This window comes from Aeromonas sp. sif2416 (genome assembly GCF_019218665.1).
Lineage (GTDB): Bacteria > Pseudomonadota > Gammaproteobacteria > Enterobacterales > Aeromonadaceae > Aeromonas > Aeromonas encheleia.
This window is the reverse complement of the sequence record NZ_JAHUXC010000001.1, coordinates 40,877-55,321: the sequence shown is the minus strand read 5'-3', so window position 1 is coordinate 55,321 and position 14,445 is coordinate 40,877. Positions and strand designations below refer to the sequence as shown.

12 protein-coding genes are annotated in these 14,445 nt (G+C 58.7%); 5 read left to right on the top strand and 7 right to left on the bottom strand.

Features of this window, described 5'->3' with window-relative positions; translation table 11 throughout:
* Positions 1-92 precede the first annotated feature (92 nt).
* A complete protein-coding gene (gene rpsB / locus KW821_RS00270; protein ID WP_042654066.1) occupies positions 93-821 on the bottom strand; it encodes a 30S ribosomal protein S2 in 729 nt (242 codons plus the stop codon).
* Positions 822-1,182: 361 nt separating this feature from the next.
* On the opposite strand from rpsB, the gene map reads away from it, so the two are divergent.
* The 4 genes from map (at position 1,183) to KW821_RS00250 (ending at position 6,317) form a co-directional block, all read left to right on the top strand.
* Positions 1,183-1,971 (top strand): type I methionyl aminopeptidase, encoded by a 789-nt coding sequence (map, locus tag KW821_RS00265; protein WP_218289844.1) that lies wholly within the window; start codon positions 1,183-1,185, stop codon positions 1,969-1,971.
* A 63-nt stretch (positions 1,972-2,034) separates the two neighbouring features.
* Positions 2,035-4,722 (top strand): bifunctional uridylyltransferase/uridylyl-removing protein GlnD, encoded by a 2,688-nt coding sequence (gene glnD, locus KW821_RS00260; protein ID WP_218289843.1) that lies wholly within the window; start codon positions 2,035-2,037, stop codon positions 4,720-4,722.
* 135 nt (positions 4,723-4,857) lie between these two features.
* Entirely contained in the window at positions 4,858-5,685 is an 828-nt protein-coding gene (gene dapD / locus KW821_RS00255; RefSeq protein WP_042654069.1) for a 2,3,4,5-tetrahydropyridine-2,6-dicarboxylate N-succinyltransferase, read from the top strand.
* A 248-nt stretch (positions 5,686-5,933) separates the two neighbouring features.
* Complete coding sequence (locus KW821_RS00250) at positions 5,934-6,317, top strand: DUF3461 family protein (protein WP_042654070.1); 384 nt, start codon at positions 5,934-5,936, stop codon at positions 6,315-6,317.
* A gap of 232 nt (positions 6,318-6,549) precedes the next feature.
* Here the strand turns inward: KW821_RS00250 and ptsG are convergent, their stop codons facing one another.
* The 6 genes from ptsG to KW821_RS00220 all read right to left on the bottom strand — a co-directional run bounded on the left by ptsG (position 6,550) and on the right by KW821_RS00220 (position 13,128).
* The gene (gene ptsG / locus KW821_RS00245) at positions 6,550-7,980 is read right to left on the bottom strand and encodes a PTS glucose transporter subunit IIBC (protein ID WP_042654071.1); all 1,431 of its coding nucleotides are present in this window, start codon (positions 7,978-7,980) and stop codon (positions 6,550-6,552) included.
* Positions 7,981-8,409: 429 nt separating this feature from the next.
* Positions 8,410-9,375, bottom strand: a complete 966-nt coding sequence (locus KW821_RS00240; protein ID WP_218289841.1) for a MalM family protein — start codon at positions 9,373-9,375, stop codon at positions 8,410-8,412.
* 90 nt (positions 9,376-9,465) lie between these two features.
* Positions 9,466-10,788, bottom strand: coding sequence for a maltoporin (locus KW821_RS00235; RefSeq protein ID WP_305729931.1), 1,323 nt, complete (start codon positions 10,786-10,788; stop codon positions 9,466-9,468).
* A gap of 522 nt (positions 10,789-11,310) precedes the next feature.
* Positions 11,311-11,751, bottom strand: coding sequence for a flavodoxin (locus tag KW821_RS00230; protein ID WP_218289839.1), 441 nt, complete (start codon positions 11,749-11,751; stop codon positions 11,311-11,313).
* A gap of 185 nt (positions 11,752-11,936) precedes the next feature.
* Positions 11,937-12,683 (bottom strand): tRNA pseudouridine(65) synthase TruC, encoded by a 747-nt coding sequence (gene truC / locus KW821_RS00225; RefSeq protein ID WP_218289838.1) that lies wholly within the window; start codon positions 12,681-12,683, stop codon positions 11,937-11,939.
* 109 nt (positions 12,684-12,792) lie between these two features.
* The gene (locus KW821_RS00220) at positions 12,793-13,128 is read right to left on the bottom strand and encodes a YqcC family protein (RefSeq protein ID WP_042654075.1); all 336 of its coding nucleotides are present in this window, start codon (positions 13,126-13,128) and stop codon (positions 12,793-12,795) included.
* Between the two features lie 209 nt (positions 13,129-13,337).
* Here KW821_RS00220 and KW821_RS00215 point away from each other — a divergent pair, with 209 nt between their 5' ends.
* Entirely contained in the window at positions 13,338-14,366 is a 1,029-nt protein-coding gene (locus tag KW821_RS00215; protein ID WP_218289837.1) for a DUF3549 family protein, read from the top strand.
* The last annotated feature ends 79 nt before the right edge of the window (positions 14,367-14,445 follow it).

Below are 14,445 nucleotides of genomic sequence, written 5' to 3'. Positions count from 1 at the left end.
CGGTCTTGATTTGACAAGAAACAGGGGCCACAAGGGCCCCTGCTAACCAATTACATCAGCTTGGTTAATAAGGGCTTTTCAGTCCTTATCAATTACTCAGCTTCAACGAAGCCATCTTGTTCGGCTTGAACAACGATGTCCTGAGCGCGAGCTTCCAGTACGGTGTCAGCAGCAGCATTCAGGTACAGGTTGACGGCACGGATGGCATCGTCGTTACCCGGGATGACGTAATCAACGCCGTCCGGGTTGGAGTTGGTATCAACGATGGAAACGACCGGGATACCCAGGTTGTTGGCTTCTTTGATAGCGATGTGCTCGTGGTCGGCATCGACAACGAACAGAACGTCAGGCAGGCCGCCCATGTTCTTGATACCACCCAGGCTCTTCTCCAGCTTGTCCATTTCGCGAGTACGCATCAGCGCCTCTTTCTTGGTCAGCTTTTCGAAGGTACCGTCTTGGCTCTGGGTTTCCAGATCTTTCAGGCGCTTGATGGACTGACGAACGGTTTTCCAGTTGGTCAGCATGCCGCCCAGCCAGCGGTGGTTAACATAGAACTGGTCGCAACGAATGGCGGCATCTTTTACGGCTTCAGACGCGGCACGCTTGGTACCAACGAACAGTACCTTGCCTTTCTTGGCAGCTACGGAGCTGATGAAGTTCATGGCATCGTCAAACATCGGAACGGTTTTTTCCAAGTTGATGATGTGAACCTTGCTGCGGGCACCGAAGATGTAGGACTTCATTTTCGGGTTCCAGTAACGAGTCTGGTGACCGAAGTGAACGCCGGCTTGCAGCATGTCGCGCATAGAAACTTTAGCCATTTTATACCTCTGTATTGGGGTTAGGCCTCCACACATCCCATGTAACCGACCCCAAAGGGGCACCCCGGTACAGGTGTCGATGTGTGTGTGTTATTGAGTAAGGGTGATGAAATGCAGACGCAAGTTCCCCATTCCGGCGCGCTTTATACCATAACTTTGGTCAGGACACCACCAGCAGCCACGCTAAAAATGGATCCCCAGGAGCGGGAATGCGACCGCTGGCTGACGCTGTGATGACAATCACACTGGAAGTAAACGGAGGTTGGGGATAAAATTTCGCCCTGATTGCAAACGCATCTATTTTTCATTACCTGATTTTAGGTCATCCCAGGATGAGAAGTCAGGCCCCAAGAGAGATCCCATGTCCATCAAAATCAAGACACCGGAAGAGATTGAAAAGATGCGCATTGCCGGCCAGCTGGCTGCCGATGTGCTGGTCATGATCGCCCCCCATGTTAACACCGGCGTGACCACCGACGAGCTAAACACCCTGTGCCACGACTACATCGTCAACGTGCAGCAGGCGGTCCCCGCCCCCCTCAACTACCACGGTTTCCCCAAGTCCATCTGCACCTCGGTGAACGACGTGATCTGCCACGGCATCCCCAACCACAAGAAATTGCGGGAAGGGGACATCATCAACCTGGACATCACCGTCATCAAGGATGGTTACCACGGCGACACCTCCGCCATGTTCATCGTCGGCCAGACCACCCCGCTGCGCCGCCAGCTGTGCAAGGTGGCCCAGGACAGCCTGTACGCTGCCATCAAGCGGGTGCGTCCCGGCATGTGCATCACCGAGATCGGCGCCGTGATCCAGCCCATCGTCGAGCAGGCCGGTTTCTCCGTGGTACGCGACTACTGTGGCCACGGTATCGGCAGCGAGTTCCATGAAGAGCCGCAGATCCTGCACTACCGCAACGGCGGCAAGCTGGAGCTCAAGGCCGGCATGTGCTTCACCATAGAGCCCATGGTCAACAGCAAGAAATACCACTGCCGAGTCAACCCGAAGGATGGCTGGACAGTGACCACCAAGGATGGCGGCGACTCCGCCCAGTGGGAGCACACCCTGCTGGTCACCGACGATGGCTGCGAGGTGCTGACCCTGCGCCCCGACGACACTATCGACCGGTTCTACAAACACGGTTAACATCAAACCCCGGCCCTGCACCGGGGTTTTGTTTTTAGCCGCCCGACCAGAGTGTGAGATGCCATGGATGCCAGCCTGCTTTCCCCCCATCTGTTGCCCGATGATCAGCTCACCCGCGAGAACTGCAAGGAGTACTTGAGCCGCTTCCTTGTCTGGTTGCATGCCCGCTTCGATGCCGGTGACAACATCATCGAACTGGTAGCCACCCGCTCCGAGTACATGGATCAGCTGCTGATCCGGCTGTGGCAGAAATTCGGCTTCGACAAGACGGCACTCACCCTGATCGCGGTGGGCGGCTATGGCCGCGGTGAGCTGCATCCTCACTCCGACATCGACCTGCTCATCCTCTATGAAGGGGAGGAGCTCGATGAGGTGCTGGGGCTGCGCATCGGCGAGTTCATCACCCTGCTGTGGGATCTCAAGCTGGAGGTGGGGCAATCGGTGCGCAACGTGGCCGAGTGCATCGAGCAGGGCCGGGCTGACATCACGGTCGCCACCAACCTCATCGAGGCGCGCTACATCACCGGTCGTCTGGCCGGGTTCGAGCAGTTGCAAGCCGCGACCCATCCTCTGCATTTCTGGCCGAGTGAGGAGTTCTTTCGCGCCAAACGCGAGGAGCAGAGCCTGCGCCATCAGCAGTTCCTCGGCACCGCCTACAAGCTGGAACCCGATCTCAAGAGCAACCCGGGGGGCCTGCGCGACATCCAGACCCTGGCCTGGGTCGCCCGCCGCCACTTCGGCGCCACCACCCTCTATGAGATGACCAGCCACGGCTTCCTGAACCGGGCCGAGTACCGCGAGCTGCTCGACTGCCAGAACTTCCTGTGGAAGGTGCGCTTCGCGCTGCACATGGCCATCAACAAGGGCGACAACCGCCTGCTGTTCGACCGCCAGCGGACCGTGGCCCAGATGCTGGGCTTCGAGGGCGAAGGCAATGGCCCGGTCGAGCAGATGATGAAGCGCTTCTACCAGACGGTGCGGCGGGTCGCCGAGCTCAACGAGATGCTGCTGCAGCTGTTTGACGAAGCCATTCTGGGCAACACCGCCATGGATGTCCGCCGCCTCTGCCCCGAGTTTCAGCTGCGGGGCCGGCTCATCGATGCGGTGGATCCCGAGCTGTTTGGCCGCGATCCCGCCGCCATACTGCGGCTCTTCTACCAGATTGCCCAGCATCCCGACATCGCCGGCATTCACTCCGCCACCCTGCGTCAGCTGCGCGAGGCGCGGCGCACCCTCAGCTGCTGGTTGCAGGACCTGCCCGAGTGTCGCCGCCTGTTCATGGCGCTGCTGCGCCACCCCAATGGCATAGGTCAAGCGCTCACCCTGATGCACAAGTACGGGATCCTCGCGGCCTATCTGCCCCAATGGAACCTCATCGTCGGCCAGATGCAGTTCGACATGTTCCACGCCTACACGGTGGATGAGCACACCCACCGGCTGCTCAAGAACATCCATCGCTTCGCCAATCCGGCCAGCCGTCAGACCCACCCGCTCTGTCACGAGGTGTTCACCCAGCTGCGCAAGCCGGAGCTGCTCAGCATCGCCGCCCTGTTCCACGACATCGCCAAGGGCCGCCGTGGGGATCACTCCGAGCTCGGCGCCGTCGATGCGCTGGAGTTCTGCCAGCTGCACGGCCTGGATCGCTACGAGAGCCGGCTGGTGGCCTGGCTGGTGCGCCACCATCTGCTGATGTCGGTCACCGCCCAGCGGCGCGACATCTACGATCCTGAGGTGGTGGCCGATTTTGCCCAGAAGGTGCGCGACGAGCTGCACCTCGACTTGCTCTACTGCCTGACCGTGGCCGATATCTGCGCCACCAACGATACCCTCTGGAACGACTGGAAGGGCACCCTGCTGCGCGAGCTCTACTTCGCCACCCAGAAGGCCCTGCGCCAGGGGCTGGAGAACCCGCCCGACATGCGGCTCAAGATCCGCGAGAACCAGCGTCAGGCGAAGCAGATCCTGGCACAACGTGAGGTGCCGGAGGAGGCGATCAACGCCTTGTGGAGCGACTTCAAGGCCGACTACTTCCTGCGCCACAACCCGGAGCAGATCGCCTGGCACTGCCGCAAGATCATCGCTCATGGCGACAATCCCGCCCCGCTGGTGATCATCGGCAAGCACCCCACCCGGGGCGGCAGCGAGGTGTTCATCTATTGCCGCGACACCCCGAATCTGTTCGCCACCGTGGCCTCGGCGCTGGATCAGAAGAACCTCAACATCCACGACGCCCAGATCATGAATTCGCGCAGTGATTACGTGCTGGATACCTTCATAGTGCTGGAGCCGACCGGCGATCCCATCAGCCCGAACCGCACCGCCACCATCAGGAAGGCGCTGGAGAAGGCGCTGCAGGAGCCGGGCAAGCTGGTGCTGCGCAACAAGCCACTGTCGCGCCGCCACCGCCAGTTCAGCGTGCCGACCCGGGTGGTGTTCTTGCCCCGCTCCTCACTCCATAAAGGGGAGACCCGCCACACCCTGCTGGAGCTGACGGCGCTGGATACCCCGGGGCTGTTGGCCCGCATCGGCGCCGTGTTCCAGCAGTGCGGCCTCTCCCTGCATGCGGCCAAGATCACCACCATAGGCGAGCGGGTGGAGGATTTCTTCAGCCTCACTACGCTCGAGGGGGAACCTCTGAACCAGGCCGAACAGCAGGCGCTGGAGGAGCGCTTGGTCAATCAGCTCAATCCGCAGGAAGAGGGCGCGGATCAATCGGGAGGCGGCTCCACTGGACACCAATTTTCATGCTGATTTATCAATCAGAACAAGCGCTTGAGCAACCAACGCACAATAAGTCGCCATTCTCCCGAAGAAATCGGCCCGGGCCCTTAAAAACAATTAGAAAAGTGTGATACAACAAACGGAATTATTTAAAGGAAACCTGTCATGACCGAGTTGCAACAGATCATCGAAGCGGCCTTCGAACGCCGTGATTCCATCACTCCCGGCTCCGTCGATGCCGCCACCAAGACCGCCATCCTGCAAGTCATCGAACTGCTGGATTCCGGCAAGGCCCGTGTCGCCGAGAAGATTGCCGGCGAGTGGGTGGTACACCAGTGGTTGAAGAAGGCGGTACTGCTCTACTTCCGCATCAATGACAACGGCATAATCAAGGGTGACGACGCCCAGTATTACGACAAGGTTCCCCTCAAGTTTTCCGACTATACCGCCGAGCAGTTCAAGGCTGCCGGGGTACGCGTGGTGCCGCCGGCGACCGCTCGCAAAGGCTCCTTCATCGCCCCCAATACCGTGCTGATGCCCTCCTACGTCAACATCGGCGCCTTCGTCGATGAAGGCACCATGGTCGACACCTGGGCCACCGTCGGCTCCTGCGCCCAGATCGGCAAGAACGTGCACCTGTCCGGCGGCGTCGGCATCGGTGGCGTACTGGAGCCGCTGCAGGCCAACCCGACCATCATCGAAGACAACTGCTTCATCGGTGCCCGCTCCGAGGTGGTAGAGGGTGTGATCGTGGAGGAAGGCTCCGTCATCTCCATGGGCGTCTTCATCGGCCAGTCCACCCGCATCTATGATCGCGAAACCGGCGAGATCCACTACGGCCGCGTGCCGGCTGGCTCGGTGGTCGTCTCCGGCTCCCTGCCTTCCAAGTGCGGCAAGTACAGCCTGTACGCCGCCGTGATCGTCAAGAAGGTGGATGCCAAGACCCGTGCCAAAGTCGGCATCAACGCCCTGCTGCGTTCCATCGACGAATAAGATGTCGCCGTGCAAAAAAAGGGCGCCTGAGGGCGCCCTTTTTTATTGTTTTGTGCATCATGAATATAGATACCATCAGGATGCTTGGCTTCAACACCCTGCTGCGAGTCATCGATGACTGCCCAGCCGGCGACCCCACAGCAAGGGCCCTTTGGGACCCTTTTGATTTTGGCGCCCCTGTCACAGGCAAGCTACGGTGACTCGGTTAAGATAGATGGGTCAGGATCGTTTCAAATCGAGGAAGCCCGATGTACGAGAATCTAAAGAGCCTGGGGATCCAGGAACCCACCTCAGTGGACAGCTACACCCTGCGCCAGGAGGCCAATCACGACATCCTCAAGATCTACTTCAAGAAGCAGAAGGGCGAGTTCTTCGCCAAGAGTGTCAAGTTCAAGTATCCGCGTCAGCGCAAGACCATACTGATCGATTCGGGCACCCATGAGTACAAGGATGTCACCGAAATCAACGCCAACCTCAAGTACGTGGTGGATGAGCTGGACAACCTGACTCAGGGGGTGCACGTCCAGGCTGACCCTGACATCAAGCAGAAGATATTACGCGATCTGCGCCACCTGGAAAAAGTGGTGCAGAACAAGATAAGCGAGATAGAGCGGGATCTGGAGAAGCTGTAACCCAGACCCGGCAACGGCAAAGGGCGCCCCTCAGGCGCCCTTTTTCTTTGTGCTAAGCGTTGGCGGCGCTCATATCCACCCATGGTATACATCTACCCTGGCAGCCCCTCCCCTGTCGATGTCACCGGCTGAGGGGCTCACACACCACCAGCCTCGGATACACCGCCGAGCGCCCAGCAAAAAGGGAGGCTTGCGCCTCCCTTTTTCAGACTCTGAGTTTCAGGCAACTGTATTAGTTGCTCTTCATCCAGATGTCCATCTCGGTTTTCAGGTTGTCGGACTTGGTACCGAAGATGGCCTGAACACCAGAACCAGCCACGACCACACCGGCAGCGCCCAGTTTCTTCAGACCAGCCTGGTCAACCTTGGACACATCCTTCACACCGACACGCAGACGGGTGATACAGGCATCCAGAGAGGCGATGTTGTCTTTACCACCGAAGGCACCGACCAGGGCGGCAGACATCTCGTCTTTGCTCTGGGCGACGGTTTCTTCAGCCGCTTCGTCTTCACGACCCGGAGTCTTCAGGTTCATGGCACGGATCACCACGGTGAAGACCACATAGTAGAGGACGGCGTAGACCAGACCCAGGCCCACCAGCAACAGCATGTTATCGGCACGGGGTGACTGCACCACGAAGTCGATGAAGCCGTTGGAGAAGGTGTGACCGTGTACGATCCCCAGGGAGTTGGTCAGCACATAGGCCAGACCAGCCAGCAGGGCGTGAATCGCATACAGTACCGGGGCAACGAACAGGAAGGAGAACTCGATAGGCTCGGTGATACCGGTCAGGAAGGAGGTCAGGGCGGCAGAGGCCATGATACCAACGATCTTGGCGCGGTTTTCCGGCTTGGCACAATGCGCAATGGCAAAGGCGGCAGCAGGCAGACCGAACATCTTGAACAGATAGCCACCGGCCAGCTGACCGAAGCCGTTACCGGCGGCGCGGGTAGCGTCGTTGGCGGTCAGGAAGCAGGTCATGATGCCGTGTACGGTTTCACCGGCACCGTTGACACAGGTACCAGCCTGATAGAAGAAGGGTACGTTCCAGATGTGGTGCAGACCGAACGGGATCAGGGAGCGTTCAACCACGCCGTAGATACCGAAGGCCAGTACCGGGTTCTGGTTGGCAGCCCAGTCGGAGAAGGCGGCGATAGCGCCACCCACTGGCGGCCAGATCACGGACAGGATCACACCCAGACCGATGGAAACGAAGCCAGTGATGATGGGCACGGCGCGTTTGCCGGCGAAGAAGCCCAGATACTCTGGCAGCTGGATCTTGTAGAAGCGGTTGAACGCCCAGGCGGCGACACCACCGGCGAGGATACCGCCGAGTACACCGGTATCGATCTTCTCCACACCCATCACAGGTGCCATCACGCTCAAGGTAGCGGTCATGATGCCGTAGCCTACGATGGCAGACAGACCGGATACACCGTCGTTATTGGTAAAGCCAAGTGCCACGCCCACGGCGAACAGCAGGGCCATCTGACCGAATACGGAACCACCGGCTTGCTCCATCAACTGGGAGACAATTTCCGGCAACCAGCTGAAGTGGGCAGCACCCACCCCCAGCAGAATACCTGCAACGGGCAAGACCGATACTGGCAGCATCAGCGCCTTACCGACCTTTTGCAGATTAGAGAAAGCATTTTTTAACATGTGTGCGCTCCTGAATGGATTTTTTTCCGTCAGCGACTCAGTGCAATTTATAGATGACAGCGTTCGTCATCCGCGCTTGCACTGAATACGACTCGGGTTTACTTATTTTGACCAACAGAATATAACCCAGCGCCGCGGGAAATGCCTCCGTCGCGCCGAAGGGAATAATAAATTTGGAGGAGAGATCACAAGATAAATAAATGGGATTTACTGGGGGCAATCGGAATATTACTTCGCACACTCATATTATTACAGCGAGATGAAAAGTGCTGTTTCACATTGTATTTTTATACGTCTCAACAATTCTTAAAGAAACATATTGTAACTCAATGTAACTTATTGCTGTTTTCTATTATCTAGTCTACCGATTAAAGAGGCCTCCAACAAGGGAGGCCTCAAATAAATATTAGCCGATTTAAACGCGGCTATTTAATTCTTCTGTGAGCGTTTGACCGCATCAATAAAGACCGACTTGGCCTTGGTCGAGCCAGCACGTTCTGCCTCGTTCACCAACTGCATCGCCTTGTCGATGTCACCGGCCTTGACCGCCTTCTCGATCTGGCTGTTATAGAAGGTTTCGGTCTCGGTCAGCATGGCTGGAGCCGGCTTGCTGGGGGTCGCTGCGACCACGGCTGTGGTGGCTGCCGTTGCAGCTATGGCAGGCTGGGCCTGGCTCATCGCCACCTTGTCCGAGTACTCGGGCTTGAACACCGCCTCTAGGCCCTGCCCCTTGGCGGTATCAACCACCTCGATCTGCACCAGCCCCCAGGGAGAGTGCGGGATAACGGGATCCTTGATGTCCGGCTCGACAGTCCCGTTCGCACGGGCAAAAGCCTTGGCCGGGTGCAATATGGTGGTGCTGCCCGCCAGCTCATCGGCCGGCGCGTAGACCACCATATAGGTTTCGGTCGCCGGGTTGCCTGGCGTGCTGCGATTGACATGCAGATTGCCTTCAATCCGATCGTTGTTGAGCAGATAGGCCGGCTGGTAAGTGAATGCCGACTCACCCAGCACGCGGGTGACCTTGAACTGGGCATCCAGCATGATCACCTTGGGCACCAGCACCGTCTTGCTCACCTGAGAAGCCACGGTGATGGCCAGGTTGCCGGTGTTGGCCGGTAGACGATAGGCGGCAAAGTAGCTCATCCCCTCGTCAAACTGATAACTGGGCTGCTTGCCATCGATGACCAGCAGCGTGTCGCCTTCCGGCAGAGAAACATAGTTGAATTCGTTGAAGCCCTTGCAGCAGCTGGTGGTCTGAGAGAGCGCCTGCTTGGCTTGATCGGCATTGCTCAGGATGGAGGCGTGCTCCTCTATGGGCACCACCATGCTACCGGAACAACCGGCCAACAGCGCGGTAACCACGGCCGCGATAGACATCTTTACCAGTTTCATTCTTCTTATCTCCATAACCCGGTTGCCAAATCCTGTGAAACAAAACTGCCCCCAAGAGGGGGCAGTGACTAACTTAACTGAAGATACTGCTTACCACCAAGCTTCCGCTTGCACACCAACCTGATAGGTGTCCTTGGAAGTGCCGCCTTCGAAGGAATTCTTGCTGCCGCTGCTATCCGCTTCGGTATCAGCCAGGTAGGAGGCGAACACACGGATTTCCGGACGGGCCCAGAAGCTGGGGCCGGCGGACCAGGCCTGCGCCAGGGTCAGCTTGTAGCCACCATCCTTGTCGCTGCCACCGCTGGTGTAGCTGGTCTTGTCCTTGAAGACACCGCCTTCAAAGATGGTCTTGTTGAAATCATCCCACTTGTACATAGGACGGACGACGGCAGAGAAGGTTTCAGTCTGGTCGTGACCATCCCACATCTCGTTGCCTACCCCGTACACCAGCTGGTGACCCATCTCCCAGGAGTTACCCATCGGGATCACACCGTGGTTGATGATACGGTAGCCATCGGCACCGCTTTTCGCTTCGGCGCCGTACCAGGAGCCGTCACCGTAGAAGGCCATGGTCTTGGAGTAGCCTTCGCTACCATACTGCAGCACGGTCTTGTTGAAGCCACCCAGGATGCCTTGGGTCAGTTCGGCAGTCAGCATGACGCCGTCTTTCATGTTGTCGTTTTTCAGATCTTTCTGGGCTTCGGTCTCGTTGACGATGGCATAGTCAACGCCCAGCTCCAGAGAACCATCCTGCCACAGCGGGATGCCGGCATAACGCAGATCCAGGGTGTTGACGTTCAGATCTTCATTCTTCTGGAACACGCCCGGGCTGGTTTCGGTGTACTGACCGAATACGTCGGCGGCGCTGCGGTCGTTGCGGACCCAGGCGAAGGAGATCTTGCCAGGACCGGCCTGGATGCCTTCGATACCGGCACCGGCACCGGAGATGTTCCAGTAGTAGAAGTCGGAGATATGGATGTCGTGACGTTGGTAGTAACGCTTACCAGCCCACAGAGTCGCTTCCGGTGCAAAGCCCAGCAGGCCCTTGGCCTGGACGTTGAACTGACGCAGCGCAAAATCGGAGTCGCCGTTGCACTGTTTGGCATCGAAGTTACAGACGGTGCCGGTCCCTTCCCAGTCATTGGAACCGTTGGAAGCCATGGCAAACATGGAGTCTACATAGAAAGTTTTGCCGTCCTTGTTGAAAACTTCCTGACCCAGTTGCACTTCGCCATAGGTATCGTTTTCGTTACCCAGACGGCCAACCTTGTTGACGTTGTATTTCACCATGTCCCCGTCGCCGGAAACACCAACACCTGAACGGAAGTAGCCGTGGAAATCAACGGCGAAGGCGGCTTGGGAAGCCAGGGCAGCGGTTACTGCTGCTGCAATCGGGAGCCACTTTGCTTTCATTTTCATTTTTCCTTATTCCCGCTGGGAGTGTGATCCTGATATTCAAGTTCTTATCACCAGAAATCATTTCGGTGATAACCGGGGTCGATTATAAGTAGCGAATTTCGCGACAAACATGAGCTGATTCACAAAACGGCGACAAATCGCGCACCAGAGTCATGACAAGTGAATGAAGGATGTAAAACTAACAATGACAACAACCAATGCATCACCACATCCAGCAATGAAGCAATAAATCACCAATGAAATCGCTTTCAACTATTAATTCGCGATGAGGAATAAGATGAGAACCTTCAATTCCATGACAAAAACATGACTGAAATCGCTTTCAATGCGGAACTTTTAATTTTGTAACTTGTCGCAGTTCTGATGAATAACGGCTTTTTTAGCAGAGTCCGGGTACAGAAAATAACCTGACAAAGTACAGGATATATTTAAGAGAAAGCTTGGCTAAGCCCCAAAATAACTATCCCCCAGCGGCAAGCCGATGGGGGATAAAATAAGAATACTGGACCAAGAGGATTACAGTTTATTTTCCCAGGTTTTCAACCAGGCCATGGCCGCAACTTCGGGCTCATCTTCCACAGTCGCGTCTATCTCCAGACGCGGTACCAGGGCCTCGGCGGCCAGCTCCTGCAACAATCCATCCAACTGGCGACCGGCCCCGCAGAAGTGTTCGTAACTGCTGTCCCCCAAGGCGATGAGGGCATAACGCCACCCTTTCATGTAGGGCGCCCGATCGGCCAGGGCGCTGGCAAAGGGCAGCAGGTTGGGGGGAATGTCGCCCTGCCCGGTGGTCGCACTGATCAGCAGCAAGAAGCGGGAGGCGTCTATGTCCTCCAGCTCGGCTTCGTCGAAGATCCGGCAGACATGGCCCTCGGCTTGCAGATGATCGCTCAGGGTCTCGGCCACCAGCATGGCCGAGCCGTAGACGGTGCCGACCAGGATATCTATCTCGGCCATCAGCGGCTCCTCTGGCGAAGGAGAGGGCCTGGATCTCGCAGGATGTTCTGGGTCTCGGCCCCCGGCAGGTGCGGGGCACACGGGGTGGCTAGCGGGGTATCTCTCTGAACCATAACCTGTTCCTCTGACTGACGTGGCCTACAGCATGCCACAGCCCGGTCAGAGGCAACAGACCGTGGGGATGGCTAGACCGCGTAGTCGCTCTCGCTGGCAGGCCAGCCCAGCCTGGCAAACAGACCCAGCAACTCTGGTCCGAGCGGAGCCTGGATCCGCATCGGCACCTTGAGCACCGGGTGCTCGAAGCTCAACTTGTGGGCGACCAGCAGCAGCCGCTCACAGCCATAATGCTCGCGGAAGAAGCGATTATGACGACCATCACCGTGGGTGGTATCACCGACGATGGGGTGGAACAGGTGATCCAGGTGGCGACGCAGCTGATGCTTGCGGCCCGTCTTGGGGAAGAGCCGGACCAGGCTGTAACGGCTGGTGGGATGCTTCTTGGAGACCGCATGGGGCAACTCGACCCGGTGCAGGCTGCGAAACGTGGTCACCGCCTCCTGGGCGGGACGATCGGGGTTGCTCATGGCATCGGCGATCTTGTCCAGCTGCTCTTTGAGCGGGTGGTCGATCAGCCCCTGCTCGGGCGCCCAGCCCCGCACCAGCGCCAGATACTCCTTGTGCACCTTGCGGGCGGCAAACGCCTCGGTCAGGGTGCGCGCCACCGCCGGGTCCAGTGCAAACAGCAGCACCCCCGAGGTGGGGCGATCGAGCCGGTGCACGGGGTAGACGTGACGACCGCCGATGAGATCCCGGGTCATCTGCATGGCGAAGCGGGTCTCGGCCTTGTCGAGCCAGCTGCGGTGGACCAGCAGACCGGACGGCTTGTTGACCGCCACCAGCCAGTCATCCTGATAGAGCAGGGTCAGTTTCATTGCTCCACCGCCTTGCCACCTGACAGCAGGTCGTAACAACTTCCGATGAGACGCAGAGGCCCCATGACCCCAGCCAGGGCTTCCTTCTGATAGAGCCGAGTCAGCTTCATTATTGCTCTACCACCTTACCACTCAGCAGCAGATCGAAGCGGCCGATCAGCCGCAGCAGATCGGCGACCTCGGCCAGCTCTTCCTTGTAGACTTCGCTCGCCATGGGATAGAGGGAGACGCTGGTTGGCAGCGGCGCCTGCAACATCACCAGTTGCTCCATGCGCGGGATCAGCACGAACTGCAGCCATTGATCGAAGCTCAGGGTATCGACGCAAAATGGCAGCTCGCTCGCCAGCGCCTCGGCCCCTGGATGCTCGGCTTGCCAGCGATCGAGGCGTTGCAACTCGGCGGTGAGTTCACCCAGCAGGTTGGCTACCAGCAAATATTGATTCATCTCGCTCTCTTCCTCATCACCACATTAACGGCCCACCCACTGCATGACAGAGGGAGATGGCCGAGCTCATCAAAAAGGGGCGCTACTATACACCGCCCCCCCGGCGGCTGCCATGTTGCCATCACGGCTGCGCCCTCACACGCCACCACTGGCTATCTGATGCAGCCTCCTTATAATCGCCGGCATCCTCATTTAAGCCGGACCATCACATGTCTGACATCAATACCCTGACCGAATTTCTGACCCAGGCCGATACCGAGTTCCAGCTGTTCGACATGGGTCGCCAGGTGCGCCCGCTGGCGAGCGATCTCTTCGTGCGCATCGAACAGCAGCAGGAGCCCTACCCCTGGCCGCTGCAGCAGCACGCCTGGCTCGGCGTGCACTTCTTCCAGCCGGCCGAATCCAGACACTACCTCTGGTTCCTCAAGTTCGCGCTCGATGAGCGCGGTCTGCTCATCGGCAGCGGCCCCAAGCACTTCATGGATCAGGTGATCGAGACGCTGGGTTACAAGCTGACCGGCGAGCTGGATGAGGATAAGGCCCAGCGACTGGCCGACAATCCCTACACCTTCCGCCCGGCCGAGGCCAAGATGGCCAGCCTGCACGCCAAGCTGGCCCGCCAGCTGGAGCAGGCCCCTTCCGCCTACTACGACGCCCTCTGTCACTATCTGGCGGCACCGGGTGAAGAGGGCTGGCAGAGCCTGGGGTTGCAAGGCTTCGCCGATCTGGCCGAGCGGCTGCAGGACGAGCGCAATCTGGCGCTGGTGTGCAAGGCGCTGCCGCGACTGCCCCAGGCCCCGCTCTATGGCCTGTGCCAGAGCCTGGAGAACGCCCCGCTGCCGCCGGCGCTGCAAGGCGCGCTGCTCGAGCGTATCGGCAAGGAGCAGGAGTGCGCGGTCCCCAATGCCGAGACCCTGGCCTATCTGTGCCGGGCGCTGGCCTCCTGCCCCGGCAACAAGCTGCGCAGCAACAAGCTGCTGACCCTGCTGCAAACCCAGCCGAGCCCGGCCCTGCTGCTCGCCATCGCCGGCCGCCTCTGGCCCGATCTGCAGTCCCCCGCGCTGCTCAGCCTGTTTCTGGAGCAGCTGGCGCTGCAACAGACCCAGTTCTTCAATCAGCTGTTTGCCGAGCTGGTGACCCTGCCGGCCCTGCGCAATGATATGCTGGCGAGATTGCGAGACCCCGAGCGCAGCGATGCCCTCGGCCAGGCCATAGGCCGGTTGTTCGCCTCGGCATAGCCACAGGCGACGGCTCTGGCCCGCATCGTCAAGGGGCGGGCCAGGGCCCTCATTCATACCTCACAGAAGGAACCCGCTG